Genomic DNA, 26,058 nt, shown 5'->3' with positions numbered 1-26,058 from the left:
CACTTCATTATATATTTAACTATTCCCTTTATTTACCCCATCTAATGGCAATGGCACCCCACGTTAGTCCGCCGCCAAAGCCGACCATAACAATGAGGTCATCGTCTTTAATTCTTCCTGCCTCAATTTCCTCAACAATGGAAATCGGAATAGAAGCAGCTGAAGTATTCCCGTATTTATGCACCGTCTTTGACATTTTTTCTACCGGAAGCTCAAGTCTTTGCCTCGAAGCCTCCATAATACGAATATTGGCTTGGTGAGGGATAAGGAAGTCTACATCCTCTTTTGTCAGCCCAGCTTTTTCGAGAACGTTGATACAGCTTTCACCCATCTGTCGCACAGCAAACTTAAAGACTTCCCGTCCGTTCATAATAATATACTCATCTTGATATAAATGCTTTGCACCCGTGCCATCTGCACCTAATTCAAAGGAAAGAATCCCTCTATTTTCAGAAACTTCTCCAACGATTACTGCACCTGCGCCGTCACCAAATAGCACTGCAGTGTTACGGTCATTCCAGTCGGTTATATTTGAGAGTTTTTCTACACCAACCACCAAAACATGTTTATAAGCGCCTGATTCAACAAATTGCTTTGCCGTAATAATACCATACATAAAACCCGCACAAGCTGCGCTGACATCCATCGCAGCAGCTTTTTTAGCACCTAATCGTTCTTGCAGCATACAAGCAACGGAAGGGAATGGTTGATCCGGTGTTACGGTAGCGACCAAAATTAAATCGATATCTTCGGGACTAATACCTGCATCTTGAATTGCTTTTTGAGCCGCAGCAAACCCCATATCAGAAGTATTAGTATTATCATCTGCAATACGGCGTTCTTCAATGCCTGTGCGTGTACGAATCCATTCATCTGATGTATCCATTATTTTTTCTAAATCTGCATTTGTAACGACTTTTTCTGGTAAATACCTTCCAATTCCAACAATTCCAGCGTTCAAGGAATCATCCCCTTATATGATTAATCTATTATTATCAATTATTATGACTTGGTACTAATTTTATCAAATAAAAGGTTATTTAAGCAACAATTAAATAAACCTCCCCCGCTGATGTCCATACCATTTGTTCATAAAATACATACTCTAAAGGAGAATCATACTATACGGAGGGGCAGAAAAATGGGAAAAGAAAATTATCGGGATGACCGCTTTTCAAGAATGATGTTTGGTGATAGAAGAGGTAGTTTACAGGGTAATCGGGATAATGGTCCACAGCTGAATCCTTCTTCTCTAGATATTGAATCAATAATAGAAAATGTAAGTAAATTAAGGGAATCCTCCCAAAATTTAAAACCAATATTTGAAATGGTTTACCCATTTGTACAAGGATTTTTGAAGAAAAAGTAAGCTGCCGTGGTATACGGCAGCTTCTTTATTTATCATCATTTAAGCGGTGGGTATGTTCTATTTGCCTTGTCAACGCCACAGATAATGGAACGGTGCTATTAACAATTACTTTGGTTAAATCCTCTTCCTTTATTTCTAGTATACGATTGCTTAAACCATGTTCGTTTATTTGAAGGAGAGCTGCACATAAATCCCATTGTTTGCTCCTTCCACTTTGTAGAAGATATCTTCCAGGCTCCTTGTTTTCAATGATTTCTATAATTGATTTCACCGTATCCTCAACAAATAGTGCATCACTTGTTTCCTCACGCAATCCTTTAAAAGGCTTACCTTTATTCATTTCCGTTAGAATTGAGGATTGAAATATAAAGGTTTCTGGCTGCCAAGGTCCAAAGACTGTTGGTAGATAAAGTAAATTACAATTCTTATTCTGAGCAAAAGCCCTATTAAAGAAATTCTCAATTGCAACCTTTGCCTTCAAATCAATTTCAGTTTTTAACAATTGACTCGGAACTAGTATCACGATATTTTCCCAGTTGTTCGTGCTGATTAGTTTGCTCATCAAATGGTCTATTAGTAAGTAATCTTCCTTATGTCTCATATAAAGGTCATAAACCGAGAGTACAATTGTCTCATATTCAGAAGAATGATTTAAAAGTTCCTCTAATGAAACCTCAGTAAAGTTAGCGTTTCTCCCAATTTCTAATCTTTTTTCATTTACCATATCCTCGTATTCTTCATCCTCAAGTGGTACTCCGCTTACGTCAATACCTTTATCAAGTAATGCTTTGCATAGATGAAAATTCACAAAGTCAAATACGCCAATAATAACGACCTTGTCCATTACTATTCCTGCCTCCCCAAGCTTCATTAGTGAATCCTATGCGGTACTGTGCAAAATTATATCTCTCAAGGGGAGGAAGGTTTTTATAACACCTTTTCAAACTGATTAAAAAACTTTTTCATCATATTACCAAGCTGTTGTTTCTTTTCCGGAACAATGTATGTGGGACTAATATCCGTATTCGCGAGTAATTTTTGCAGTTGTTTTGATTGATTATAGGTTTTACCACTGGACATTACATGGATAATCTTAATTGGAATATCCCTATTTAATAAATTCTCATCTTCCATACCCTGAAGTTCTTGTTCCAGCGTGACTTGGTCCATTTTATGGGCAGCTGTGATTTCTCTTATTAGCTTTTTATAGAAAAACTTGTGTTCTTTTTCAAGTTCGATATGTTTTTTAAGAGAAATTATCGGATTTAATAAAACAACTGACCTTAATTGCCCCTGCATTTTCTCCATTAGCTTAACAGCCACTAGCGCCCCCATGCCTTCAGCTATTAGATGAACTTTATTATTAAGAATTTCACTTCTAATTACTTGCTGATACAGCCTTTGCGCAAGCTCTACAGCATGGTCACTTCCCCAGTTTCGCCCATACAAATTTGAGGAAAAAATAGTATATCCTGATTCTTTCAACTGGTTAATTATGGACAGTCTACCTTCATTCTGAGTCCAAAAGCATTTGCTTTCGTCAACAAAATGCCTTTCATCTCCAATTATTAAAATTCCAAAACCTGTGGGCTTTTCAGGGTAATGGATGATATTCCACTGGGTATCCATCTGAAAATTCCGGTTCTCCATCGCTAAATCTCCTTTTACATATTTCCTCAAAATATTGTATGTGATTTCACAAGAGTTGAAAGGGAATATAGCCTAATTGGACTGGGTTTTTATTGTTAGAACTAGGGTGATGTCCAGTCATCTCCTTCATCCTTCGCGGCAGTGTATTTCAACTTTTGCTTTTATTATTTCAGCAGCATATGGTAATATTATTAGAGATGAAAAATAGGGTAGAGGTGAAAGACAGTGCGATATTTTTGGACTTTTTTTTGGGTGTTTGTTTTAGTGCAAATGCTTTCATATGTAGTTAGTTCAATGACAGAAGGAGGAGTATTCGACTTCCAATCTGGGGCCATGGTTTCTATTGGCATTTTCATTTTGGTTGTTATTGCAACGGCAGTACTTCCTAATGATCCTGTTGAAAAACATTAAATTGTGTAAGAAAGGTCATCCAATAACGGATGACCTTTTTGATTTCCTTAATCAATAGAGATGGTTAATTCCCCACTGTCAGTTGTAATCCGGACGACGGAGTGGTCGTGAACATTACCTGCAATAATAGCCCTTGCAATTTTTGTCTCGATATTACGTTGAATAAACCTCTTTAATGGTCTGGCACCGTATATAGGGTCGAAGCCATTTACCGCAATGAATTCTTTTGCATTATCAGTAATAGTGATTTCAATATTCTGTTCCTTCAATCTGCTCTGCAGTTCCTTCATCATTTTTACTACAATATCTTTTATTTCATTTAAAGATAATGGTTTAAATAGAATGGTTTCGTCCACTCTATTTAAGAATTCCGGCCGGAAATGACTCTTTAGTTGTCCTAGTACCTTTTCCCTTGTTGTTTCGGAAATTTCAATTTCATTTTCATTTCGTTCCAATAAGAAATGAGAACCAATATTAGATGTCATGATAATGACTGTATTTTTAAAATCGACTATTCTTCCTTGCGAATCTGTAATTCTGCCATCATCAAGTGCCTGCAGAAGAATATTAAATACTTCTGGATGCGCTTTTTCTATTTCATCCATCAAAATAACGGAATACGGTCTTCTTCGTACAGCCTCCGTTAGTTGCCCGCCTTCTTCGTAACCCACATACCCAGGAGGAGCACCAATCAGCCTTGAAACGGCGTGTTTTTCCATATATTCCGACATGTCAATACGAATCATTTGTTCTTCACTATCAAACAGTGCCTCTGCCAGCGCTTTAGCAAGTTCTGTCTTACCAACACCTGTTGGACCCAGGAAGAGGAAAGAACCGATTGGTCTGTTTGGATCCTTGATTCCAGCACGTGCCCTCAAAACTGCATCTGCTACTAATTGAACCGCTTCGTTTTGCCCTATAACTCGCTCATGTAAGATTGATTCTAATCTCAACAGTTTCTCCCTTTCACCTTCGACTAACTTAGAAAGGGGTATTCCTGTCCATCTTGAAACAATATTCGATATCTCTTCACCAGTAACTTCCTCGCGGAGCAGTCTTTCATTATTCGCTGTTGCTGTTTCCAGTTCTTTTAATTCTTTTTCAGCCAAAGGAATTTGACCATGATGAAGTTCTGCTGCACGGTTTAAATCATATTTATCTTCAGCCTGCTGCAATTCTTTTCGGAGTTTTTCAAGTTGTTCTCTCTTTTCCTGCAATTTTTGTATCCCTTGTTTTTCATGAAGCCATTGAGCTTTCATGCGGTTAGCATGATCTTTTAATTCAGCAAGCTCCTTTAATAATGTCTCTAACCTTTTTTTACTCGCGTCATCCTGCTCTTTTCTCAAGGCCGCTTCTTCTATTTCCAACTGCATGACTCTTCGCGTTACTTCATCTAGTTCTGTAGGCATTGAATCAATTTCAGTTCGAATAAGCGCACATGCCTCATCCACTAGATCAATGGCTTTGTCCGGAAGAAAGCGATCTGTAATATATCTGTCTGATAAGGTTGCTGCAGCAACGAGTGCATGATCATGGATTTTAACTCCATGGTGGACCTCAAATCTTTCTTTTAAACCACGTAAAATAGAAATCGTGTCCTCCACATTAGGCTCTTGAACAAGTACTTGCTGAAATCTTCGTTCAAGGGCAGGGTCCTTTTCAATATATTTTCGATGTTCATCAAGAGTCGTTGCCCCAATGCAGTGAAGCTCCCCGCGAGCAAGCATCGGTTTCAACATATTCCCCGCGTCCATAGCACCATCTGTTTTTCCTGCCCCGACAATGGTGTGCAGCTCATCAATGAATAATAAAATTTGTCCTTCACTTTTTTTCACTTCATTCAATACAGCTTTTAATCTTTCCTCAAATTCTCCTCTAAACTTTGCCCCTGCTATCAATGCACTCATGTCTAGCGAGAAAATCGTTTTATCTTTTAGCCCCTCAGGAACGTCCTTTCTGACAATGCGCTGAGCAAGTCCCTCCACAATCGCCGTTTTCCCGACTCCTGGTTCACCAATTAAAACAGGATTATTTTTGGTCTTTCTAGAAAGTATCCTAATAACATGACGAATTTCTGCATCTCTTCCAATAACAGGGTCAAGTTTACCTGCTTTCACTTCAGCTACAAGGTCTCTTCCGTATTTATTAAGTGCATCGTAAACTGCTTCTGGATTTTGTGATGTCACTCTTTGGTTCCCCCTTATTTCCTTAATTGCCGTTAAGATATTTTCCGGAGTTTTTTCATTAGATTTTACTATTTTCTTCATTTCCGAGTCATTTGCATAACTAGCGGCTAATAAAATATGTTCAATCGATATAAAGTCATCGGTAAACTTGGCAGCAAACTCCTCAGCACTCACAAACAGTCGTTGAAGCTTTGAAGTGATGAATAATTTTCCTGTTTCAGCACCGGTTCCTGTAACTTGTGGTTTTTTATCAAGGATAGCCTGTAACGCTTTTTCTACGTTTTCCGTTCGTATGTCTGCTTTCTCTAAAATTGCTCTTAATAAGCTATCTTCTTGTCGAAGTAATGTTAAGAATAGATGCGGTTCATCTACCTCTTGATGATTGTTTTTTACTGCTAAAGATTGACCATCAAAAATTCCCTTTTGCAGCCTTTCAGTCATACGACTTAAATCCATCTTTTTCACCTCTTTGACCATTCTTGACCTATTTATTTTTATTATATACGAATATGTAATCAATATAAAATAAAAGCCATCCTCTGGATGACTTTTTTAGAATGATTTATGGTTTACGCTGGTAAGTCCAAACACGTTCGTCATTTGAGTTTTCAGGGAACCTGTCTCCTGCTTTTAGCTTAATCTTTTTAGGATTATTTACATTTGACTCTGTATCACCAATTTCTATATATACCCCATTATTTGGCGCTTTTTGTCCAGCTCTAAACTGATGGCTTTGGCCCATTTCTGTCCCTCCTTTTACTGTACAGTTTTATTATTTCCATTTCATCTAAGGACATTAAAGGAATTATTATGAAATAAATCCTTTCGCTGCCTTAGATGATATTTTGACGATTGTATGAATTTATGACACAATTATTGATATATAAGCTTTGTTAACAATATAATTATAGTATTATCTAGTAAATGAAACCTTGACTGTCATTTATTTAGGAAAGCAAATTAGCGATTTATATCGCCCCTTTAAAGGTGGTTATTCTTATGCAGTCAATTAAAGAAATCCCGGTAAAATTAATACAACTGTTTAACACTGTTCATCATACGAAAAAAATAGAAAAAGGCACTTTTCTGTTCCAGGAAGGTTCAACTGCAAATGAATTATACATTGTCCAAAGCGGAATCATTCAAATAAGCAAGATCATTCCAGATGGCCGTGAACTTACATTGAGAATGTGTTCTAAAGGGGACTTTATTGGAGAACTTGATTTATTTTCTCCTGCGTCTAAGTATTTATTAAGTGCACGTGTTGCCGAAAGCGGTGAAGTAGCAGTTATTATGAAGGATGTTCTTGAGGAGAAGCTTGGAAAGAACCATGAACTGTCACTTGAATTCATGAAATGGATGAGTCAGCAGTTTCGGAAAACTCAAACTAAGTTTCGAGACTTGGTTCTTCATGGTAAAAAAGGTGCATTATATTCCACCCTTATTCGAATTACAAACAGCTACGGTGTAAAGACCCATCAAGGAATTCATATTGAATTACCGTTAACAAATCAAGAACTTGCTAATTTTTGCGGAACATCACGTGAAGTAGTGAATCGGCTTCTTAGTGATTTAAGAAAAGCAGGAATTATCTCCATTGAAAAAGGCTCTATTACGATTCATGACTTGGATTATCTAAAGAATGAAATTGATTGTGAAGACTGCTCTCCAGAAATCTGTAAAATTGATTAAAAAAAATCGGTCGCTTGACCGATTTTTTTATTTAAGCAATAGGATTTGGATAATCATAACTGTAAAGAAGATGGCTGAATTAATGATTTCATATATGCCAATTTTCATTGGTGTTAGTAGTTTTCCATAAAGAATTACAGCTCTTATAAAACTTGGAAGGAATGCAATTGCTATAATCCAATACCCCGAAGCTAACGAGATAATCAGCAATAAAGCGTGATATCCCCATGAGAGCCATTTAAATAAAATATTCTTACTTTCTCGAATCATCGTTTTGACATAAAAAGTACAACCAACAAAAAATAACACTGAAGTGATAAAAACGATTATTGTTACAAATGTGATCTGTCCCTTTGCAAGATAGCTGCTTGCTAGTCCAGCGATAGAAAATGCAAAAATAGCACTAAAATCATTCATTAATGAGCGGTCTTTATTTATGGAAGTATAGTATGCATTAATAATAAAAAACGGAATCATTAGCAATCCAAACATAATAATAAAAGGTATTTTTAAAAGCGGAAAGAGCAGCAAGAATAACGCTGGTATCATATAAATGATGGTCCATTTTTTATAAAACTGGATTTTTTTCTTTTTAAATAAAAGGAGCATTGGATAGGTAGCTAAGTATAAAAATATCCATCCTGCAAAAAACGGAATATGCTGCCAAACAAACCCTCCATTTACTACTCCAAGCCAGAAAGGGATAATTGTCATTGCCCACGCACCATGTTGTTTCGGTAAGAATACCTTCATAGTTTCCACTCCTTCAATCCTCTGCTTGCCTTCACTATATAGCAGTAATAAGAATTAAAAAGTGAAAGACATCACATATAGTGAAAATATCAAGGAAACCATTGCACCTTCTAACAATTTTGTCACTTTTAATTTTAGGCTGTGTTAAAGTATACTATTGCTTTTAGAACCTGTTGATTGGAGCGGAAGGCGCTCGATCCTCGAAAATGCTATCGCATTTTCTTCGTGCGGTGATTATTCGAGGGAGTAAATTCAAAGTCCTGCGGGATGAACGAGCTGAGTAAGACCCCGCAGGTCGGAACGACCGAGGAGGCTCACGGGCGAGCCCGCGGAAAGCGTAGCGCCTCGCGACAGGCAAAAAACGCCTGTCCCTGCGATGATATTCAAGAAGCATTCCTTATTGGAGCGCAAATCAACAGCCCAGTTTAACACAGCCTAATTTTAAAAAACCGAAAAGCCCCAGTTATTCATTGATCATAATGAATAACTAGAGCTTTTCTGAAATACTCACTTTATACTTAACAAACATATAATCCCCAATTGTATTTTAGCTTAAATATGTATCTTCCACAGTGATAAAAGTAACGTTTTTGACGATTTTATTAATTTTTTTCATCAATATTATGAACAAGATTTATTAATTTTTTTGAGATTTCGCTTATTGCCATTTCCTCTTCAATATGAAACACAGGAACCTTCAAAAGCTCTTTAACACCGTCTAATAATTCTTTTTTCCAAACAATAACGTTCTGAATGTTACATACATCGTAAATTAGTGAAAGATCATTTTCATCTCTAAGAATCAATAATTTGGGATATGTTTTCTTTTTATGGCCCTCTATTATGATAATATCTGGGTTAAAGAATGTAACAAAATTAATTTGTTCTTCTAATGTTAAAGCCGTATCATCTGCCTGGAGGCATAATCTGCCCTCACCTTCAACCAATGAAGCAACGGCTCCAGCGTTTATGTGCTTAGCTGAGTCCTTTTGTGAAATAATATCTGGTTTCCCGCCATGCCCATGATGCTTGATGGTAACACTCTTAATCCCTTCATCTTTTAAAATTTCAATAAGCTTCAATATGGTCGTTGTTTTACCGCTGTTTTGATATCCTACGATTTGAAAAACTATCGGCTTTACCAAGGCCATTCACTACCTGCTTGATCTTCAAGCAATAAAATATCAACCTCATCACCTGCTCTAAAACTTCTAGTCCCCCCAGGAAGAATCATCAACGAATTAGCTCCAGAAAGACTCATAATAATATTCGATTTGTCTAATCCACTTGGTGTTGCTCTTAATTTTCCGTCTTTTATCGAAAATGCACTGCGGACAAATCTTGTGAATGGGTTAGCTTTTGGAAAATCAACCTCTAGGACTGCTTTTTCCTTTCGAAGATGTGGTGTAGTGGAAAACAGCATTTTGCGAATAATTGGCCGTGCAAACAACTCAAAACCCACATAGCAGGCAGAAGGGTTACCTGATAACCCAAATAGAAGCTTACCTTGAAATTGTGCAACCGTCGTGACACTGCCTGGCCTCATTGCCACTTTGTTAAATAAAACCTCTGCGCCCAATTTTTCATATATGGCAGGCAAATAATCAAAATCACCAACAGAAACTCCGCCCGTTGTAATCAGTATATCAACTTTTTCTAAAGCATTTTTTACTGCTGTAAAACATGTTTCAAATACATCAGGTAGCTTCCCATAATATTGAACCATCGCCCCAGTTCTTTGTATTTGGGCAGCGATCATATGTGAATTACTATTTCGGATTTTACCAGGTACTAATTGCTCATCCACTTCTAGCAATTCTGTTCCAGTGGCAAATAAACCAATAATCGGTTTTTTAGCAACAGGAACTTGATGATAGCCAAAAGTTGCCAGCATTGCTTGTATACCAGGGTTAATCAATGTACCCTTTTTTACTAAAACTTCACCCTCCTTGGCATCTTCACCTCGATAGGAAACATTATCACCTTTATTAAAGCTGCGTTTGATGGACATAAAGGGTGCCCCATTTTTCTCAAACGCTTTTGCGACTTCAAACATGACAACTGCGTCAGTTCCTTCAGGCATCATTGCTCCGGTCATAATGCGTACTGCTTCATATTCATTAATGGTCTTAGAGGACGTCATACCCGCGCCGATATGGTCGACCACTTTAAATTCAACTGGATTATTTAATGAGGCTTCTTTCGTATCTATCGACCTGACAGCGAAACCGTCATAAGGTGCACGATCGAAATGAGGCACATCACTCGTTGCAGTTAAGTCTTCTGATAAAAAACGGCCATAGCTATTATCGATTGGTACATATTCGGTTATTCCATTTAATTGATATTCCATTATTCTTTTAACGGCATCCCCGATTGGGATCGGTTTTCTTCTCTCTACCAATTATCTCAACTCCTGCAGGAAACAAATCATATTAGATAAATTCGTTTATTTACATCTCATTATAAGCCTATCGAAAAGTTACAAATATAGCAAACATCACAACATGATAAAAAAATTATTCAATCGATACAGATGTGTGATTCAGGTCACCTATTTTTTTTGAGGAATATCTTATTCTTAAACTAGAAACTAACAAAAACATTAGGAGGAAAATATGATTACTTTCCCTATTTCTACAAATACATTGGTTAGAGATATCGTTAATGAACTGCCAAAAACGAGTGACGTGTTTAAGAAATTCAGAATCGACTTTTGCTGTGGAGGAAATATTCCATTATCTGAAGCAATCGCAGCTAATGGAATAAATGAAGAAGATATAATGGCGGAACTTAGATTAGTATTTGAAAAAAATAGTTCGGCAGAAACGGATTTAGAAGTTTGGACAAAATCCGACTCTAATACCATTATTGATCATGTCATCAATCATTATCACCGTACATCCGAAGAAGAATTATCACTGCTTAGTCCATACGTAACAAAGGTTTCTCGTGTTCATGGTGACAGTCACCCAGAGTTATTAAAGGTTTACGAGCTTTTTTATGAATTTAAGAGAGAATTAATAGAGCATATGGCAAAAGAAGAAACAGTGGTCTTTCCGATAATTAAGCAGCTTGAGGACGGAACGATTGAAAATCGTGAAGAAGCGATTAATATGATTATTGAGTTAGAAAAAGAACATGATCATGCAGGTGAGATTCTTAGACAGATTCGTGCCATTACATCTGACTATACGCTTCCAGCTGACGCATGTGGAACATACCGTTTAGTATATAAGCGGCTAGAAGACCTAGAAGGACTCACATTTATGCATGTTCATCTTGAAAATAACATCTTATTCCCTAGATATTTCTAAAATTAAAGAGGCTGGCTTCACAGCCTCTTTAATTTTGTGAAAAACCTCTCTATTAAAATAGAGAGGCCTAGCCGCCAATATAAGACATTTCTATTTTCTTACGATTTTTTGCAGTCTCTTCTGTTCGTTCATCTGAATATCTATCGTTTCTACCATTCCAAATGTCCGTTATTCGGTTACGAAGCTCATCATCTGTTGCGCCGTTTCTCATAAAGTTACGGATATCATGACCATTCCCATTGAATAAACAAGTAAAAATTTGTCCATTTGCGGAAAGCCTCGAGCGCGTGCAGCTGCTGCAGAAAGACTCTGAGACAGAGGAGATAAAGCCAACATTAACGTCTGTGTTCGTATAATTATATAGTTTTGCAACTTCGCCAAAATAGGCTGGGTCAAGAGATTCTAACTGGTAATGCTCTTTAAGTATGTTGTAAATCTGTTTCTTTGTTATTACATCATCCATTTTCCAGCCATTAGATGAACCTACATCCATATATTCAATAAAGCGGAGCTCTAATCCATTATTCAAGCAAAAGTCTGCCATTGGGATAATTTCTGAATCATTGAGGCCTTTCTTAACCACCATATTGATCTTAACTCTTAGACCAGCTTTTTTAGCTGCTTCAATGCCATCTAACACGGGCTGAGTGCTGACTCCTCGTCCATTTATAATCCCAAACAGCTCATCATTTAAAGTGTCGAGACTTATATTTACTCTTTTTAGCCCTGCATCTTTTAATTTATTCGCCAGTTTAGGAAGCAGCACTCCGTTTGTCGTTAAAGCAATGTCTTTTAAGCCATCAATCTCTGATAAATTTTTCACCAAAATAGGAAGATCCCTGCGGAGCAGTGGTTCCCCTCCGGTTAAACGAATTTTCTCTACACCAAGACTTACAAAAGCTTTTGCTACTCTTTCAATTTCCTCATAAGTAAGGAGCGCTGTTTTGGGTAGAAATTCGAAATCGTCACCAAATTGATCTGCAGGCATGCAATATTGACATCGGAAATTACACCGATCAATTACTGAAATTCTTAAATCACGTAATGGACGATCTATTTTATCTTTAATAATGGTCTTTTCCATTTTATCAACTCCATTATTTTAAAAGCGATTAATCTAAGGCAAGTGTACCAACTATGGATAAAAAATACTGTTACTTTATTCACTATAATAACATTTCTTTTACATTTTTTTAACGTGTTTCATGTAATTATATGAGTTTTCACTATATTGTCATTGTTTAATCATAAATAACCTAAAAACCTGCGTTAAAATAAGGATAATGAAAATAGCTGGAAAGTTTAAAACCAACAAAACCTTTGAGGTGGTATTCCATGTTGACTAAAATAAAACCAACCCATTCAATTGAGATAAAAGAATTACTTAGATTTGCCGATCGGAAAATTAAAAGTGAAAGAGGTACCTACTTATTTCAAGAAGGTATGCTCGCAGAAGAGCTTTATATAATTGTCTCTGGTAAAGTTCAAATCAGTAAAATTACATCCGATGGACGTGAACTCTCCTTAAGAATATGTGGAGAAAATGATATTTGTGGAGAATTAACGCTTTTCACAGATAATCCAAGGTATTTACTAAGTGCCAGAGTTCTAGAGGAAGGAGAAATAGTTGCTATCAAAAAAGATGTAATCGAGAGTGAAATTTTCCAAAATAGTAAGCTTGCTTTTGAGTTTATGAAATGGATGAGTGATCATTTCCGTAAAACTCAGACAAAATTTCGGGACCTTGTTTTAAACGGAAAACGAGGAGCACTTTTTTCTACGTTAATTCGGATGTCTAATAGCTATGGTATTCATAAAGAAAATGAAATATTAATTGATTTGCCGTTAACAAATCAGGAGCTTGCAAACTTTTGCGGAACCTCAAGAGAGAGTACAAATCGTATTCTCAGTGAATTGAAAAAGGATAAAAAAATCAGTATTAAAAAAGGAAAAATATCTATTTTAGATCTTCAATATTTAAAAGACGAAATCGGCTGTGAAAATTGTCCAGCTGTGTATTGTAGTATTGAATAATAGCCTGGAAGCAATCATGAATGATTGCTTCCATTTTTTTATTATGATTGTACCTGTTTTTCTCTCATCGCTTTTGGTATATAAACACAGAATGGTTCACTTTCCAGGTAATCTCCAGTCATTGCATACGCTCTAGACCTTGATCCGCCGCAGACATGGCGAAATTCACAAACACCACATTTTCCTTTATAGAGGTCAGGATTTCTCAGTGATTTAAATATAGGTGACTCACGATAAATTTCAGCCAGCGGTGTTTCTCTGACATTCCCTGCTTTGACAGGCAGTAGGCCGCTTGGGTAGACGTCTCCTATATGTGAGATGAAAACAAATCCATTTCCATCATTCACACCTTTTGGTGCTCGTCCAAGTCCATCAATTGAACCTGTTAATCCTTGTTCTGTTAAAGCACTTAAGTAGTTTATTTCATCTGTTTGATTTTTTGCTTCACGCATTTTTTGTTGAATTACCACACGTCGATAATGCTGGGCAGCCGTTGTTTTAATATCGAAGGAAACACGCTTACTTAAGTCATAAAGCCACCTGAATACCTTTTCGTGTTCCACTGGTGAAATCATGTCAGACTCTTGACCTCTTCCCGTTGGCACTAGAAAAAATACACTCCAAAGTACGCAGCCTAAGTCCTCTACCATTTTCGCCATTTCATCAAGGTATTCTATGTTGTATCTAGAGATTACTGTATTTATCTGAATTGGAATTTCAAGTTGGTGAAGATAGTTAATTCTCTCCATTGTGAGATCAAAAGAACCTGCAGTTCCACGAAAGTGATCATGTACGGCAGCAGTAGGTCCATCAATACTAAAAGCCCAACGGGATAGGCCTACATCCTTAGCCTTTTCAATGGCCTCTTTTGTCACATTCGGTGTAGCACTTGGTGTCATCGACACTCTAACACCTTTTTCTACTGCATATTTTGCAATATCAAAAACATCTTGTCTCATTAACGGGTCTCCGCCAGTAAAGACAAGCATTGGATTGTTCATTTCATATATCTGGTCAATTAGGTTCTTACCTTCTTCAAAGGATAGTTCACGCGGGTCTCTTCTTAATTGAGCTTCTGCACGGCAGTGTAAACAAGCAAGCTGGCACGCACGTGTGAGTTCCCATATAACGATAAATGGATCCTTATTAAAATCTCGGCCAAAAGCCATATGAAACGCCTCCTAAAACGGCCGCTTCAAAACCAAACAGCCTTATTACCTGTTATTATATAGGGGATTCCACTACGGATAAGTGAACTACCTCACAAAACCTGTAAAATAATATGTCCACTTTGTGAAGTGCAAATATGGCAGGATAGCATTAGTTGCGGATATGCGGATTTAGTTACAAGCCGAAAAAAAAACAGCAGAATTTCTGCTGTTTTTTCCTTACCGAATACCTAATGCAATTTTTGCATAACGTGACATCATGTCCTTGTTCCATGGCGGATTAAACACGATATTAACCTCGACCTCTTTTACTTCAGGGATATCTGCTAACGCTCTCTTTACTTGGTCAACAATTGTGCCAGCAAGCGGGCAGCCCATAGAAGTTAACGTCATTGTAATCGTAACATTGCCTTCATCATCCATTTCCGTATCGTAAACTAAACCTAAATTAACAATATCTACACCCAATTCAGGGTCTATTACAAGCTCTAACGCACCCATAATATTTTCTTTTAACTCTTCATTCATCTATAACACTCCTTATACTTATTGTAGTAGATGTTTCTCAAACCATTCAACCATTGCGTTTAATCCTTCTCTGCTTACCTTATGGTCAGCATTTTCATCCGTAACAAAGTGAATATTTTCTGGATTTGTTTTATAGCTGCCCTTTACAGTTTGATAAAAACGGTATGTTAACTCATGAGGTACAATAGGATCCTTTTTTCCATGCCAAAATAACAACGGTCTATTTGCAAGCTTATTTGGCTGCAGGCTCAAATCATATTGACGTAAGACTGATAATTGCTCTGTAATTTGCTCATCAGTAAAAGAAAGGGTAATACCCAGGTTTCTCATTTGTTCTAATTGCCAATGCAGATATTCCTCATATGCTGGCATCCCCATTAAACTCACTGCAGCCTTGACCCACTTATACTTGGTCAAAGCACCCAAAGTCACCATCCCACCCATCGAGGTCCCAGCTAGTCCTATTTGTTCCGGGTCTGCTAATCCTTCTTCTACATAGTATTCCTTATAATCATTTAATTCATGGATGGTCTTAATAACAATTTCCCAAAAATGACCGTATAGATCTCTTTCGGTTAAACCTTGTTCCCTTTCACCATGGTAAACAGCTTCTGGAAGGATGACTCGAAAACCCTTTTCTGCTAATAAATAGGCATAATGTAGATTATTCTCCTTTGCACTAGTAAAACCATGGGTAAAAATAATAAACGGAAGTTTCTCTTGTTGAACACTTTTTTTAACTATATGTAGGAAGGGATTATTATTCAGCCAACTTTTTTCAACGATAATCACGTATAAATCCTCCTGGGTAAAATAATTATATCTGAAAGCAAAATCTAAAGAAGTGAATTTTTTTACATGTAAGGTATAAAATTGTTAACATAGTAATTATAATGGTATGACTTTCCATCAAAAAAGAAAAGCCTAGTTGTAGTGTAACATTTCATTAACCATTAATCTAAAGCTTCGACTTATTATTTAAGAAACTATTCAAAAGGAGTCAATATGGCAGAAAAACATTTAATAGCATTAGACTTAGATGGAACTTTATTAAAAGATGATAAAACAATTTCCGAGAAAACAAAAAAAGTGTTAAGGCAAGCGAGAGAACAAGGACATATAGTCATGATTGCAACCGGGAGACCCTATCGTTCAAGTGAACCCTATTATCGCGAACTTGAGCTCGACACACCAATTGTTAACTTCAATGGTGCCTTCATGCATCATCCGCTTGATAGCAGCTGGGGATTTTTTCATGACCCTCTTGATGTTAAAGTTGCCAAAGACATTGTAGAGGCTTGTCGTTCTTTTCATTTTCATAATATTATTGCTGAAGTAATCGATGATGTTTATTTCCACTATCATGATGAAAAGCTGTTAGATATTTTTAGTATGGGTAATCCAAATGTAACAACAGGCGATTTACTTAATTATTTAAACGATTCTCCTACTAGTTTGTTAATACATACAGAGGAGGATGAATTAAAAAATATACGCAAGCACTTATCTGATGTTCATGCAGAAGTGATTGATCATCGAAGCTGGGCTGCGCCATGGCATGTTATTGAGATTATAAAGATAGGTATAAGTAAGGCTGTTGGTTTAAAAAAGGCCTCACAATACTTCAATATTCCGCCGGAAAGAATTATTGCTTTTGGTGATGAAGATAATGATTTAGAAATGCTTGAATATGCAGGACGTGGAATTGCGATGGGTAATGCAATTGATAAAGTCAAAACCATTGCAAACGAAGTGACCCTTACCAATGAGGAAGACGGAATTGGGATTTATTTATCAGATTTGTTAAACTTAAAATATTGATAATGTTTCACCATTGTTTACCTAAATGAAAAAAGCCGATTGGAGCATACTATTTTTGTAAGGCACAAAGTGCCTTACACCAAGCTCACCAAATTGGAGGGATTACAATGGGTAAACGAAACAAATCAAAACGCTTTGTCCAGCAAGGAGTGGATACCGTTAGTAAACATGACGAACGTATTCCTTACCACATGACCTACGCTGAAGCGGAAGCCCAGAAAATGGCCAATGTGCGTGAATCCTCGCTTGGAGGAATATAACGATGGGAAATCAGTTGTTCCAGGAAGCAAGAAGATTTGTTGAGATGGCGAAATCTGCCGACCCTGCTGACCGCGATTCTGTGATTTCAAAGGCAAAGAATGCATTAAGTTCCGCATATGCCAATTCAACCATCGCGGAACAAAGTCAGCTCCAAGAAATGCAAAATGAGCTTGATCAATTAAAATAATAAGAAAAGCTGGCACGTGACAACACGTGCCAGCTTTTCTATTATGGAAGATGAATTTCTGTTTTGCTTACTAGTGTTTGTTTGTTACTTAATGGTTTGTCATTTAGTTTCCTTGGTAAAAGAGTAGCGGTAACAGTATACTTCCCTGTTGGAACTCTTTTTCCATTTACTTTGTAATCCCAATTTTCAACTTTTCTATAGGTTTGATTTGGTTCAATAGTAAGGGTTTGAAGCGCCTGTAAAAAAAATCGTCCTTTTGAATATCGATATACTTCATGTCCAGATGCATCCGAAACGGTGATCTCATAAAATTGTGACGAAGGAAATTCAAAAGACAGTGGCAGTTGCTGATTATTTTTGATAGTGAGCTCAAAATTCACCTTTTCATTACCAACAATAGGAAATACAGAAAATTGAAATTGCTGATTTTGCTCACCATAACTTGCTTCCCCTTTTATATTAAAAGGAAATAAAAACAATATGAGGCATAAAATAATTCTCATGCTTACCCTCCTTATTCTCGCCTAAAGAAGCCATATATTCCTGTTGTCTGAACAATGTTTGTGAATGCATTTGGGTCAACCTCAGAGATAATCCGTTCCAAATCATATAATTCATAGCGGGTAATCACAATCATCAGCATGTCCCTTGCTTCATTAGAAAAAGCGCCCTTTGCTGGAATCATAGTAATACCTCTTACTAATTGAGAGTGAATCGCTTTCTTTAACTCATCGGCTTTTTTGGTAACAATCATCGCAGTAAGCTTTGCATGTCTAGTATGAATGGCATCCACTACTCTTGTCGAAGCATATAAAGAAACAATCGTATAGAGGGCCTTTTCCCATCCATATAAAAAGCCGGCAGTAATGATAATAACTGCATTCATAATAAACATATAACTGCCAATCGGTTTATCCTTCATCCTCGATAAAACCATTGCAATAATATCTACGCCGCCTGTAGAAGCCCCCCATTTTAAGGTAATTCCGACCCCTACGGCTAAAATAACGCCACCAAATACTGAATTAAGGAGAATATCTTTTGAAACCTGTATGATTGGTATTAATTCTAAGAAAAGCGATGATAAAGCCACACTTAAAAAACTATAAATGGTAAAGGATCTCCCTACCTTCAACCATCCTAAGATTGCCACAGGAATATTAAGTAAGAGCAATAAAAATCCCATTGATATATTTAAAGGCGTTTGTTCACTTAATACTTTTGATAATAATTGTGCAACTCCAGTAAATCCGCTAGAATACACATTTGCTGGAATTAAAAATAAATTAATTGCCAGCGCATTTAAGAAAGCACCAATAATAACAATGAGTGTTTTTTTTGTTTGCTGCCATAACAAAAGCACCATCTCCTTCAATTTTTGAAGTACCATCTCTAACCAGATAATTGTATTTTTAAACTGAAACCGATAAACTGAAATTAACTATATTAGCTTGAAAGCAGGTGAGCTTCATGCCGGTAAAAATACTAGCTGACAGCGCATGCGATTTACCAAAAGATTTTTATTCTGAGCATAATGTTACATTATTTCCACTAAAGGTTCAGGTTAACGGACAGGAATATGAGGATGTCAAAACAATTGATCCTAAAACTGTTTATGATGCCATTCGCGGTGGTGATATTCCAAAAACATCTCAAGTGTCTCCTTTATTATTTGAGGAAGTCTTTACTAAAATGGCTGAAAATAATGAAGATGGAATATATATTGCATTCTCTTCCGAATTATCTGGTACATATCAGACATCTGTTATGATTCTTAACCAAGTGAAGGAAAAATATCCAAACTTTCATTTAACTATTGTTGATACTAAGTGTGCCTCACTTGGTTTTGGATTAGTCGTAAAGGAAGCAGCTAGGCTAGCTGCAGAAAATGTTTCAAAGGAAGAAATACTTGCAGATGTATTATTCCGAAGCCAGCATATGGAACAGCTATTTACAGTAGAAGACTTAGATTATTTAGCGAAGGGCGGTCGTGTATCAAAAGCTTCAGCCTTCTTGGGTGGATTACTAAATATCAAGCCGATTTTGAATGTCGAGGATGGTAAACTTGTTCCGATTGAGAAAATACGAGGAAAAAAGAAGGTATACCGACGTTTGGTAGAACTTATGAAGGAACGTGGAGAAAATTTTAGTCATCAGGTTATCGGACTCAGCCACGCTGATACTGCAGATACTCTAGAAGAGGTCAAAGCATTAATCGAATCAGAGTTAAAACCAAGAAATATTTATGTTACGAATATCGGATCGGCAGTTGGAGCCCACACAGGCCCAGGTGCCATCGCTATTTTCTTTCTTAATGAGCTGCCATCATAAAAAAAGCAGGGAAGGTTCCCCGCTTTTTTTATTTATGGTCTGTTTTCTTTGAATATTGATTTTTTCCTGCCTGACGATTCTTCTCACGCATCATATTTTTTTCGTGTCTCAGCGCATTATTGTCTTGTGCTTTTTTATCATTATCTGATGTATGCGGCATCATCATACCCCCTTCAAAATGCTTTCAACATTAGTGTTATCATTTTGAAAAAGAGTATGTGAAAAAGTTAATCTTTCTTTAGATATGTCCAGCTTCCTTCTTGATAAACCCTGCCGTCTTTCATAAGTTTTCCTAAAGCACGCTTAAAGGCTCCTTTACTTAACTGAAAACGTTCTTGGATATCTTCAGGCATACTCTTATCATTAAATGGCATCGCACCATTTCGACTCATTAAATACTGAAAAATACGTTCAGCATCGGTATCTTGAGATTCCTGTTTTCTTGCAAGCAGAGAAATATTTACTGTCCCATCATCCTTAACGTCTATTATCCGTCCTTCAACCTTCTGTCCTAATCTTGGCTCTACCTGTCTTTGTGATTCATGAATGAATCCTTTATAGCCCTCTATTGTGTAGACCCAGCTTCCTACCTTTGCAGTACGATAAATATGCCCTTGTATATTTTTGTTAAAATCCTTCCTAGTTGCCTTTGTGGAAATTGATTCAATGACAGGGTCTGTTGCAAGCCTTGCATATAGCAGATAATTGTTATTTACTCTTAAGGTTGCATAGACCAAATCGCCAGGCTTCGGCCAAACAGACTTATGGACTGGAAGATCATCAATTCCTAATAATAAGTCCTTTTTAATACCAATATCTAAAAACACACCGATATTAGGGTTGGTATCTACCACCTTAAGCCACGCATACTTGCCAATCGCTATTTCAGGTATAGTGGTAGAGGCAGATGTTCTGCCTTCGGAATCAACATAAAGAAACACTTCGACAGTTTCATCTACTTCATATTCTCGGTCTGCTTCATTTATATGCAACAAAACATCTTCATTACCATCTGTTAAAAAATAGCCGAACTCTGCTTTTCGTGCCACCGTTAAGGTAACTGTTTGACCAATAAGCTCTTGTAAAGACATCCTAACTCACCTTTTCTTTACTTTTTTCGATAATTGTCCAGCTCCAGCGACTAGGGGCCAGTCGCTTCCGCTTTTCTTGATTGAACTGCTATATTTTACTATAATGTACCCATAAAGGGAAACATTAGCAGAAAATGAATACTACATATCGTAATTAAAATATACTGGAGGTATTATTAATATGGCCAAAGATGAATCATTTGATATTGTATCCAAGGTGGATTTAACTGAAGTTACAAATGCGATTACAGCAACAATGAAAGAAATAAAAACACGTTATGATTTTAAAGGCAGTAAAAGTGAAGTTTCACTTGATAAAGAGGAGCTTGTTTTAATTTCAGATGATGAATATAAGATGGATCAGCTAAAAGACGTTTTGCTGGGTAGATTGATTAAAAGAGGTGTCCCTATTAAAAATCTCGATTATGGGAAAATGGAAAAAGCCTCTGGAGGAACCGTCCGCCAACGAGCTAAGCTTGTACAAGGCATCGATAAAGATAATGCTAAGAAAATAAACACGATTATTAAGAATAGCGGACTTAAGGTGAAAAGCCAGGTTCAGGATGACCAGGTCAGAGTCAGCGGCAAAAGCCGTGATGATTTACAAAAAATTATCGCGTTGGTACGTGAAGCAGACCTTACCGTCGATGTTCAATTTATTAACTATCGCTAAAATGCAGATTAACTAGGTGAAAGGAAAATTTCTTTCGCCTTTTTTATTTTCTAATATTTTTGTTCATTTTCCTCAAACTAACATGGTAAATAAACTTGGAGGTAAAATGAATGTCCAATAACCAAAAACAAAAAAAGGTTTTTCCGCCACAGCATCAAAATCATCAGCCTGGCATTGAAAGTGAAATGAACCCCCGTCCAGTTTCTGTTGACCAAAACTATAAAAGTGCTGGGAAATTAGCTGGAAAAACAGCGATTATTACTGGCGGGGATAGCGGTATTGGTAAATCCGTAGCCATTTATTTTGCTAAAGAAGGTGCGGATGTCGCGATTATCTATTTGAATGAGCATCAAGATGCGGAAGAAACAAAAGGACTTGTTGAAGCAGAAGGACGTAAATGTGTGCTATTTTCCGGTGATGCAGGCAACGAGGAATTTTGTAAGGATACCGTTAGTAAAACCATTGATCAATTTGGAAAAATTGATATTTTGGTAAACAATGCGGCAGAGCAGCACCCGCAGAAAAGTCTGTTAGATATTACCTCAGGACAGCTTGAACAAACGTTTCGGACCAATATTTTCTCCTATTTTTATATGTCTAAAATGGTCCTGCCTCACCTGAAACAAGGTGCGACCATTATCAATACAGCTTCCGTCACTGCTTATGCAGGAAATGAGCAATTATTAGATTACTCTGCTACAAAAGGTGCTATCGTGACCTTTACACGTTCTCTGGCAAAATCGCTGGCACCGCAAGGTATAAGAGTAAATGGCGTCGCACCAGGTCCCATTTGGACGCCTCTGATTCCGTCTACCTTCGACGAAGACCAAGTGGCAAGCTTTGGTTCCACTACACCAATGGGCAGAGCGGGTCAGCCATTTGAACTTGGCCCAAGCTACGTATACCTCGCTTCTGATGATTCTTCTTATGTAAGCGGTCAAATTCTCCATGTCAACGGTGGAGAAATCGTTAATGGATAGCACTATAAAGAAAGTGCGATACTCTTTTGGCAGTATCGCACTTAGTTCTTTTTACTTATTTCTTTTCCTAATCTTTAAGATGAAAATCATGAACAAGATGTACACAACGACTAATGATCCTACTAAAGGCAGATTGATGCCGCTTTTTTCTGTTAATACATATATTTCTGACTCATCACGGTCAATGATAAGGTCATATTGATTATCATTGCTCCGAACTAGATCACCGTTTAGTAATCCTCGTAATTCTTTATCAGCTTCAATATGTTCATTGTTCAAGGTAATGTATTGAGACTCACTTGTATTATTAATGGCGATAATCGCTGTTTCATTTTGGTAGACTCGTTTGTAAATGGCCATCCCATTTTTTTCGTACAGCATTTCCATACTTCCTCGGGTCAATGATGGAAGCTGATTTCTTAATTCACCAAGCTTTGTAATAAAATCAATAAGCTCCTTTTCTGCTCGAAAATTCATCGGCTGGTGATTATCTGGAACCTCTCCGCCATTTAATGCAATTTCACTACCATAAAAAACAACTGGTATACCCGGAGTTGAATAAATATAAGTTAGTGCGGTTTTCCATCGTGCCCCTGGAAAATGTTTATTTGTAACAATATCTTGTGTAAACCTAGATGTACTTTCATTATCGAAAAATTGCGGCTTTAATTCTGGCGTTTGAACCTTACTTTCCTTTAAAAGGCTAAAAGATTGATTAGTAGCTGCGAAGACATTTCTTAATTCTTTACTAAGCTGATAATCAGTAAGACTGTCAATTCCAGCATTTTCATATTTTTTAAAGTCTTCTGTACTGTTTGGGGAGGTTATCCCTAACAGAAAAAAATTTTCCTTTTCGCTTTTTACTTCTTTGGAAAAATCACTCCAAAAAGACACAGGTACATGATTTACCTCTGGGAGGCTATAACCGTCTATATCAGTATTGTTAATCCACCACTTAGCAGCCTCCAGTAAGTAATCTCTTACCTCAGGGTTGTCCTGATTAAGATCAGGCAAATTGTTCACCCAGCCATTTTCCATTTCATCCTGGTCTTTCATGCTGCTGATTTCATGCTTCTCATGAAACCAATTTTTCTTTGTGGAATCCATCAACCATGGGTGTTCTGCAGAGACATTATTGGTTACAAAGTCAATTACAACCTTCATATCTCGTTTATGTGCTTCCTGTACAAGTTTTTTAAACGTCTTCATTGAGCCAAAATGTTCGTCTGGTTTATAAAAGTCATTTACCCAATAGCCATGGTATCCACCCGCAGTATTGTCGAATATCGATGTCAGTCGGATTGTAGTAAAGCCCATTTCTTTCAGATAATCCAATTTATCGATGACTCCCTGAAAATCACCGCCATTATAGGCTAACGGATCAAGGGTATTAACGTCCTTGTCATTGTTTGTATTCGCATTAAAGAAACGATCAACCATGATAGAATAAATGGTTTCATCCTGCCATTGCCGATCTTCTTTCTTTATTTCTGCATGTACTGGCAGTGTTGTTATAACAAAAAAACAGATTAAAATAAGTGTAATTAAGGTCTTTTTCATGTTCAATCCCCTTCCATACACTCATTTTAATCTAATAAAGATGTGAATCCAACTAAAAACGTTTATCCATTTACTATATTAATATTGTAATCTTTAAACCAAATATCTAACTGAATAAAGTAAGCTAATAGCTGCGGGCCAGACATCAACTGACCAAACCAAGGCTCTTTGAATGAATTACCTCCAGATTCAACGAGTTGATTGAGTAAATCTCGATTAAATAGTTCGTATAGGACCGATGACTTATCAGTTAATATCTCCCTTAATTGTTGTTGAACTGCTAACGTATATTCTGGATTATGGGTTTTTGGATAGGGACTTTTCTTTCGATAAAGTACTTCCTCTGGAAGAATTCCTTCAAACGCTTTTCTTAAAATCCCCTTTTCTCTGCCATGAACCATTTTTATTTCCCATGGGATATTCCAGACGTATTCAACAAGACGGTGGTCCGCAAATGGCACGCGGACCTCAAGGCTCGCTCCCATACTCATTCGATCTTTTCGATCAAGAAGTGTTGTCATAAAGTGTGTCATATTAATATAGAAAAGCTCTCTGCGTTTTGCTTCTTTTGGGCTTTCTCCATCCAATCTAGGTGTTTCCTGAATCGCTTGATTATACTTCTCAATCACATAATTCCCTAAGTTCAATTTTTGCTGCCAATCTGCTCTTAACAAGTTATTTCTTTCGTTTACCGAACGCATCCATGGGAAACTAGGTCTCTCGAGATCTTCTTTACGATGAAACCATGGATAGCCTCCAAAAATCTCATCGGCACACTCTCCAGAAAGACTCACAACAAAATCTTGTTTTATTTCCTTACAAAACCAAAGTAAGGAAGAATCTATGTCAGCCATACCAGGAAAATCGCGTACATGAACCGCTTCTGTTAAGTCCTTCACTAATTGCTGTTGAGAAATGGTTTTGAAATGGTGCTTTGTATTAAACTCATTAGTTACAATGTTAATCCATTTCTCATCCGCATTCGGCTGGAATTCATTTGCTTTGAAAAATTGGTCGTTACCTTCATAGTCGATAGAATAGGTATGAAGCTGACCTTTACCTTGGTCTTTAAATCCTTGAGCAGCAATCGCAGTAATAATACTGGAATCAAGTCCTCCTGATAAGAAGGTTGAAAGCGGCACATCTGATACAAGCTGTCTTGTAACAGCATCTGTTACCAAATAGCGTACCTTTTCAGCTGTTTCTTCCACACTGTCCTTATGCACATCGCTCTTAACATTCCAATAGCGCCAAATCTTTAAGCCATTTTTTGAAAAAGTCATGGCGTGTGCCGGCCTTAACTCGTTAATCCCCTTAAAAATACCAGAACCAGGAGTTCTCGAAGGTCCTAAACCGAAAATTTCTGCAAGTCCTTCATATTCGAGTTCTGTTTTCATTCCAGGGTTTGCAAGTATAGCCTTGATTTCCGAAGCAAATACAATTCCGTTACCTAATTCCGTATAAAACAAGGGTTTAACTCCCAAACGATCGCGGCCAATAAACAATTGTTCTCTCTCTTGATCCCAAATGGCAAAGGCATATATCCCGTTTAGATAATTTACGCACTCTTCCGCCCATTCTATATAGGCAGTTAACAGAACTTCTGTATCAGAATGACCTCTAAAAGAATATCCTTTAGTAAGGAGAATTTTGCGGATATCTTCGGTATTATACAGTTCACCATTGTAACAAATGGTGTACTCTTTACCTTCCTTTTGTTTTGACATTGGCTGTCTGCCGCCTTCTGGATCTACAACAATCAGGCGCTTATGACCAAATCCGGCATGTGTTTGAACCCAGAGGTTCGTTTCATCTGGTCCTCTTTTAGCAAGAGTTCTTGTCATCTTTTCAATTGTATCTTTTTCATTTCTTAAGTCTTTAGTAAAATCAACCCATCCTGAAACTCCGCACATAAAACTCTCCTCTCTCCAGTAACTAACACTGGATATCATTACATGCTTTTATTCTATTCAGCCCAATTTATTTGGTAAATTGTCCATTTTAAAAGATAAACAAGTTATAAAATCTCACAAAGATGTCTACAA

At 37.0% G+C, this 26,058-nt stretch carries 29 protein-coding genes; 11 read left to right on the top strand and 18 right to left on the bottom strand.

Going from position 1 to position 26,058, the window contains the following annotated elements; genetic code table 11:
- Positions 1-28 precede the first annotated feature (28 nt).
- Entirely contained in the window at positions 29-961 is a 933-nt protein-coding gene (locus QNH29_RS07645) for a beta-ketoacyl-ACP synthase III (RefSeq protein WP_283864220.1), read from the bottom strand.
- Positions 962-1,141: 180 nt separating this feature from the next.
- Between QNH29_RS07645 and QNH29_RS07640 the strand changes: the two genes are divergently transcribed.
- Entirely contained in the window at positions 1,142-1,369 is a 228-nt protein-coding gene (locus QNH29_RS07640; protein ID WP_283864219.1) for a hypothetical protein, read from the top strand.
- Between the two features lie 25 nt (positions 1,370-1,394).
- On the opposite strand, the gene QNH29_RS07635 is transcribed toward QNH29_RS07640, so the two are convergent.
- Both QNH29_RS07635 and QNH29_RS07630 read right to left on the bottom strand, forming a co-directional pair.
- Positions 1,395-2,213 (bottom strand): hypothetical protein, encoded by an 819-nt coding sequence (locus tag QNH29_RS07635; protein WP_283864218.1) that lies wholly within the window; start codon positions 2,211-2,213, stop codon positions 1,395-1,397.
- An 83-nt stretch (positions 2,214-2,296) separates the two neighbouring features.
- A complete protein-coding gene (locus QNH29_RS07630) occupies positions 2,297-3,019 on the bottom strand; it encodes a lipase family protein (protein WP_283864217.1) in 723 nt (240 codons plus the stop codon).
- Between the two features lie 270 nt (positions 3,020-3,289).
- Here QNH29_RS07630 and QNH29_RS07625 point away from each other — a divergent pair, with 270 nt between their 5' ends.
- On the top strand, positions 3,290-3,430 hold the full coding sequence (locus QNH29_RS07625) for a DUF2929 family protein (protein ID WP_481858821.1): 141 nt from the start codon (positions 3,290-3,292) through the stop codon (positions 3,428-3,430).
- 47 nt (positions 3,431-3,477) lie between these two features.
- Here QNH29_RS07625 and clpB read toward each other — a convergent pair whose 3' ends face one another.
- Positions 3,478-6,072, bottom strand: coding sequence for an ATP-dependent chaperone ClpB (gene clpB / locus QNH29_RS07620; protein WP_283864215.1), 2,595 nt, complete (start codon positions 6,070-6,072; stop codon positions 3,478-3,480).
- A gap of 106 nt (positions 6,073-6,178) precedes the next feature.
- Positions 6,179-6,358 carry a YjzC family protein gene (locus QNH29_RS07615; RefSeq protein WP_283864214.1) on the bottom strand — a complete coding sequence of 60 codons (180 nt, stop codon included), beginning with the start codon at positions 6,356-6,358 and terminating at the stop codon, positions 6,179-6,181.
- A 257-nt stretch (positions 6,359-6,615) separates the two neighbouring features.
- Between QNH29_RS07615 and QNH29_RS07610 the strand changes: the two genes are divergently transcribed.
- Positions 6,616-7,308 carry a Crp/Fnr family transcriptional regulator gene (locus QNH29_RS07610; protein WP_283864213.1) on the top strand — a complete coding sequence of 231 codons (693 nt, stop codon included), beginning with the start codon at positions 6,616-6,618 and terminating at the stop codon, positions 7,306-7,308.
- Between the two features lie 27 nt (positions 7,309-7,335).
- On the opposite strand, the gene QNH29_RS07605 is transcribed toward QNH29_RS07610, so the two are convergent.
- The 3 genes from QNH29_RS07605 to QNH29_RS07595 all read right to left on the bottom strand — a co-directional run bounded on the left by QNH29_RS07605 (position 7,336) and on the right by QNH29_RS07595 (position 10,465).
- Complete coding sequence (locus QNH29_RS07605; RefSeq protein WP_283864212.1) at positions 7,336-8,061, bottom strand: YwiC-like family protein; 726 nt, start codon at positions 8,059-8,061, stop codon at positions 7,336-7,338.
- Positions 8,062-8,663: 602 nt separating this feature from the next.
- On the bottom strand, positions 8,664-9,212 hold the full coding sequence (mobB, locus tag QNH29_RS07600) for a molybdopterin-guanine dinucleotide biosynthesis protein B (RefSeq protein ID WP_283864211.1): 549 nt from the start codon (positions 9,210-9,212) through the stop codon (positions 8,664-8,666).
- On the bottom strand, positions 9,200-10,465 hold the full coding sequence (locus tag QNH29_RS07595; RefSeq protein ID WP_283864210.1) for a molybdopterin molybdotransferase MoeA: 1,266 nt from the start codon (positions 10,463-10,465) through the stop codon (positions 9,200-9,202). Before QNH29_RS07595 ends, mobB begins: the two co-directional genes overlap by 13 nt.
- A gap of 214 nt (positions 10,466-10,679) precedes the next feature.
- Between QNH29_RS07595 and ric the strand changes: the two genes are divergently transcribed.
- On the top strand, positions 10,680-11,378 hold the full coding sequence (ric, locus tag QNH29_RS07590; protein WP_283864209.1) for an iron-sulfur cluster repair di-iron protein: 699 nt from the start codon (positions 10,680-10,682) through the stop codon (positions 11,376-11,378).
- Positions 11,379-11,445: 67 nt separating this feature from the next.
- Here ric and moaA read toward each other — a convergent pair whose 3' ends face one another.
- The gene (gene moaA, locus QNH29_RS07585) at positions 11,446-12,462 is read right to left on the bottom strand and encodes a GTP 3',8-cyclase MoaA (RefSeq protein WP_283864208.1); all 1,017 of its coding nucleotides are present in this window, start codon (positions 12,460-12,462) and stop codon (positions 11,446-11,448) included.
- Positions 12,463-12,713: 251 nt separating this feature from the next.
- Here moaA and QNH29_RS07580 point away from each other — a divergent pair, with 251 nt between their 5' ends.
- Positions 12,714-13,412, top strand: coding sequence for a Crp/Fnr family transcriptional regulator (locus QNH29_RS07580; RefSeq protein WP_283864207.1), 699 nt, complete (start codon positions 12,714-12,716; stop codon positions 13,410-13,412).
- Positions 13,413-13,453: 41 nt separating this feature from the next.
- On the opposite strand, the gene QNH29_RS07575 is transcribed toward QNH29_RS07580, so the two are convergent.
- The 3 genes from QNH29_RS07575 to QNH29_RS07565 all read right to left on the bottom strand — a co-directional run bounded on the left by QNH29_RS07575 (position 13,454) and on the right by QNH29_RS07565 (position 15,901).
- Positions 13,454-14,581 carry a TIGR04053 family radical SAM/SPASM domain-containing protein gene (locus tag QNH29_RS07575; protein WP_283864206.1) on the bottom strand — a complete coding sequence of 376 codons (1,128 nt, stop codon included), beginning with the start codon at positions 14,579-14,581 and terminating at the stop codon, positions 13,454-13,456.
- Between the two features lie 219 nt (positions 14,582-14,800).
- The gene (locus tag QNH29_RS07570) at positions 14,801-15,109 is read right to left on the bottom strand and encodes a metal-sulfur cluster assembly factor (RefSeq protein ID WP_283864205.1); all 309 of its coding nucleotides are present in this window, start codon (positions 15,107-15,109) and stop codon (positions 14,801-14,803) included.
- A gap of 18 nt (positions 15,110-15,127) precedes the next feature.
- The gene (locus QNH29_RS07565; RefSeq protein ID WP_283864204.1) at positions 15,128-15,901 is read right to left on the bottom strand and encodes an alpha/beta fold hydrolase; all 774 of its coding nucleotides are present in this window, start codon (positions 15,899-15,901) and stop codon (positions 15,128-15,130) included.
- A 213-nt stretch (positions 15,902-16,114) separates the two neighbouring features.
- Here QNH29_RS07565 and QNH29_RS07560 point away from each other — a divergent pair, with 213 nt between their 5' ends.
- From QNH29_RS07560 to QNH29_RS07550, 3 genes are all read left to right on the top strand, one after another.
- Positions 16,115-16,930 carry a Cof-type HAD-IIB family hydrolase gene (locus QNH29_RS07560; protein ID WP_283864203.1) on the top strand — a complete coding sequence of 272 codons (816 nt, stop codon included), beginning with the start codon at positions 16,115-16,117 and terminating at the stop codon, positions 16,928-16,930.
- Positions 16,931-17,037: 107 nt separating this feature from the next.
- Entirely contained in the window at positions 17,038-17,190 is a 153-nt protein-coding gene (locus tag QNH29_RS07555) for a hypothetical protein (protein ID WP_283864202.1), read from the top strand.
- Positions 17,191-17,192: 2 nt separating this feature from the next.
- Positions 17,193-17,378, top strand: a complete 186-nt coding sequence (locus QNH29_RS07550; protein ID WP_283864201.1) for a DUF3813 domain-containing protein — start codon at positions 17,193-17,195, stop codon at positions 17,376-17,378.
- Positions 17,379-17,419: 41 nt separating this feature from the next.
- Here QNH29_RS07550 and QNH29_RS07545 read toward each other — a convergent pair whose 3' ends face one another.
- On the bottom strand, positions 17,420-17,881 hold the full coding sequence (locus QNH29_RS07545) for a BsuPI-related putative proteinase inhibitor (protein WP_283864200.1): 462 nt from the start codon (positions 17,879-17,881) through the stop codon (positions 17,420-17,422).
- Positions 17,882-17,892: 11 nt separating this feature from the next.
- Positions 17,893-18,768 (bottom strand): YitT family protein, encoded by an 876-nt coding sequence (locus QNH29_RS07540; RefSeq protein WP_481858783.1) that lies wholly within the window; start codon positions 18,766-18,768, stop codon positions 17,893-17,895.
- 80 nt (positions 18,769-18,848) lie between these two features.
- Between QNH29_RS07540 and QNH29_RS07535 the strand changes: the two genes are divergently transcribed.
- A complete protein-coding gene (locus QNH29_RS07535; RefSeq protein ID WP_283864199.1) occupies positions 18,849-19,709 on the top strand; it encodes a DegV family protein in 861 nt (286 codons plus the stop codon).
- Between the two features lie 28 nt (positions 19,710-19,737).
- Here QNH29_RS07535 and QNH29_RS07530 read toward each other — a convergent pair whose 3' ends face one another.
- Positions 19,738-19,869 carry a DUF3941 domain-containing protein gene (locus QNH29_RS07530; protein ID WP_081810752.1) on the bottom strand — a complete coding sequence of 44 codons (132 nt, stop codon included), beginning with the start codon at positions 19,867-19,869 and terminating at the stop codon, positions 19,738-19,740.
- A gap of 67 nt (positions 19,870-19,936) precedes the next feature.
- A complete protein-coding gene (locus tag QNH29_RS07525; protein ID WP_283864198.1) occupies positions 19,937-20,800 on the bottom strand; it encodes a CvfB family protein in 864 nt (287 codons plus the stop codon).
- 181 nt (positions 20,801-20,981) lie between these two features.
- Here QNH29_RS07525 and QNH29_RS07520 point away from each other — a divergent pair, with 181 nt between their 5' ends.
- On the top strand, positions 20,982-21,473 hold the full coding sequence (locus tag QNH29_RS07520; protein WP_283864197.1) for a YajQ family cyclic di-GMP-binding protein: 492 nt from the start codon (positions 20,982-20,984) through the stop codon (positions 21,471-21,473).
- A gap of 110 nt (positions 21,474-21,583) precedes the next feature.
- Positions 21,584-22,453, top strand: a complete 870-nt coding sequence (locus tag QNH29_RS07515; RefSeq protein WP_283864196.1) for an SDR family oxidoreductase — start codon at positions 21,584-21,586, stop codon at positions 22,451-22,453.
- A gap of 51 nt (positions 22,454-22,504) precedes the next feature.
- On the opposite strand, the gene QNH29_RS07510 is transcribed toward QNH29_RS07515, so the two are convergent.
- Positions 22,505-24,013, bottom strand: a complete 1,509-nt coding sequence (locus tag QNH29_RS07510; RefSeq protein ID WP_283864195.1) for an alpha-amylase family glycosyl hydrolase — start codon at positions 24,011-24,013, stop codon at positions 22,505-22,507.
- A gap of 62 nt (positions 24,014-24,075) precedes the next feature.
- Positions 24,076-25,926 carry an asparagine synthase (glutamine-hydrolyzing) gene (asnB, locus tag QNH29_RS07505; protein WP_283864194.1) on the bottom strand — a complete coding sequence of 617 codons (1,851 nt, stop codon included), beginning with the start codon at positions 25,924-25,926 and terminating at the stop codon, positions 24,076-24,078.
- Positions 25,927-26,058 lie beyond the last annotated feature (132 nt).

The organism is Neobacillus sp. DY30, assembly GCF_030123065.1.
Classification (GTDB): domain Bacteria; phylum Bacillota; class Bacilli; order Bacillales; family Cytobacillaceae; genus Neobacillus.
This window is presented reverse-complemented; position numbering and strand designations above follow the sequence as displayed.

Excerpts from the sequence above, each read along its gene's own strand:
- QNH29_RS07530 (WP_081810752.1), bottom strand. The coding sequence starts at position 19,869 with ATGCCGCATACATCAGATAATGATAAAAAAGCACAAGACAATAATGCG.
- QNH29_RS07535 (WP_283864199.1), top strand. The coding sequence starts at position 18,849 with ATGCCGGTAAAAATACTAGCTGACAGCGCATGCGATTTACCAAAAGAT.
- QNH29_RS07545 (WP_283864200.1), bottom strand. The coding sequence starts at position 17,881 with ATGAGAATTATTTTATGCCTCATATTGTTTTTATTTCCTTTTAATATA.
- QNH29_RS07550 (WP_283864201.1), top strand. The coding sequence starts at position 17,193 with ATGGGAAATCAGTTGTTCCAGGAAGCAAGAAGATTTGTTGAGATGGCG.
- QNH29_RS07560 (WP_283864203.1), top strand. The coding sequence starts at position 16,115 with ATGGCAGAAAAACATTTAATAGCATTAGACTTAGATGGAACTTTATTA.
- ric (WP_283864209.1), top strand. The coding sequence starts at position 10,680 with ATGATTACTTTCCCTATTTCTACAAATACATTGGTTAGAGATATCGTT.
- asnB (WP_283864194.1), bottom strand. The coding sequence starts at position 25,926 with ATGTGCGGAGTTTCAGGATGGGTTGATTTTACTAAAGACTTAAGAAAT.
- QNH29_RS07625 (WP_481858821.1), top strand. The coding sequence starts at position 3,290 with ATGCTTTCATATGTAGTTAGTTCAATGACAGAAGGAGGAGTATTCGAC.
- QNH29_RS07555 (WP_283864202.1), top strand. The coding sequence starts at position 17,038 with ATGGGTAAACGAAACAAATCAAAACGCTTTGTCCAGCAAGGAGTGGAT.
- QNH29_RS07570 (WP_283864205.1), bottom strand. The coding sequence starts at position 15,109 with ATGAATGAAGAGTTAAAAGAAAATATTATGGGTGCGTTAGAGCTTGTA.
- QNH29_RS07520 (WP_283864197.1), top strand. The coding sequence starts at position 20,982 with ATGGCCAAAGATGAATCATTTGATATTGTATCCAAGGTGGATTTAACT.
- QNH29_RS07575 (WP_283864206.1), bottom strand. The coding sequence starts at position 14,581 with ATGGCTTTTGGCCGAGATTTTAATAAGGATCCATTTATCGTTATATGG.
- QNH29_RS07640 (WP_283864219.1), top strand. The coding sequence starts at position 1,142 with ATGGGAAAAGAAAATTATCGGGATGACCGCTTTTCAAGAATGATGTTT.
- clpB (WP_283864215.1), bottom strand. The coding sequence starts at position 6,072 with ATGGATTTAAGTCGTATGACTGAAAGGCTGCAAAAGGGAATTTTTGAT.
- QNH29_RS07635 (WP_283864218.1), bottom strand. The coding sequence starts at position 2,213 with ATGGACAAGGTCGTTATTATTGGCGTATTTGACTTTGTGAATTTTCAT.
- QNH29_RS07615 (WP_283864214.1), bottom strand. The coding sequence starts at position 6,358 with ATGGGCCAAAGCCATCAGTTTAGAGCTGGACAAAAAGCGCCAAATAAT.
- QNH29_RS07580 (WP_283864207.1), top strand. The coding sequence starts at position 12,714 with ATGTTGACTAAAATAAAACCAACCCATTCAATTGAGATAAAAGAATTA.
- moaA (WP_283864208.1), bottom strand. The coding sequence starts at position 12,462 with ATGGAAAAGACCATTATTAAAGATAAAATAGATCGTCCATTACGTGAT.
- mobB (WP_283864211.1), bottom strand. The coding sequence starts at position 9,212 with ATGGCCTTGGTAAAGCCGATAGTTTTTCAAATCGTAGGATATCAAAAC.
- QNH29_RS07525 (WP_283864198.1), bottom strand. The coding sequence starts at position 20,800 with ATGTCTTTACAAGAGCTTATTGGTCAAACAGTTACCTTAACGGTGGCA.
- QNH29_RS07515 (WP_283864196.1), top strand. The coding sequence starts at position 21,584 with ATGTCCAATAACCAAAAACAAAAAAAGGTTTTTCCGCCACAGCATCAA.
- QNH29_RS07540 (WP_481858783.1), bottom strand. The coding sequence starts at position 18,768 with ATGGTACTTCAAAAATTGAAGGAGATGGTGCTTTTGTTATGGCAGCAA.
- QNH29_RS07510 (WP_283864195.1), bottom strand. The coding sequence starts at position 24,013 with ATGAAAAAGACCTTAATTACACTTATTTTAATCTGTTTTTTTGTTATA.
- QNH29_RS07630 (WP_283864217.1), bottom strand. The coding sequence starts at position 3,019 with ATGGAGAACCGGAATTTTCAGATGGATACCCAGTGGAATATCATCCAT.
- QNH29_RS07610 (WP_283864213.1), top strand. The coding sequence starts at position 6,616 with ATGCAGTCAATTAAAGAAATCCCGGTAAAATTAATACAACTGTTTAAC.
- QNH29_RS07605 (WP_283864212.1), bottom strand. The coding sequence starts at position 8,061 with ATGAAGGTATTCTTACCGAAACAACATGGTGCGTGGGCAATGACAATT.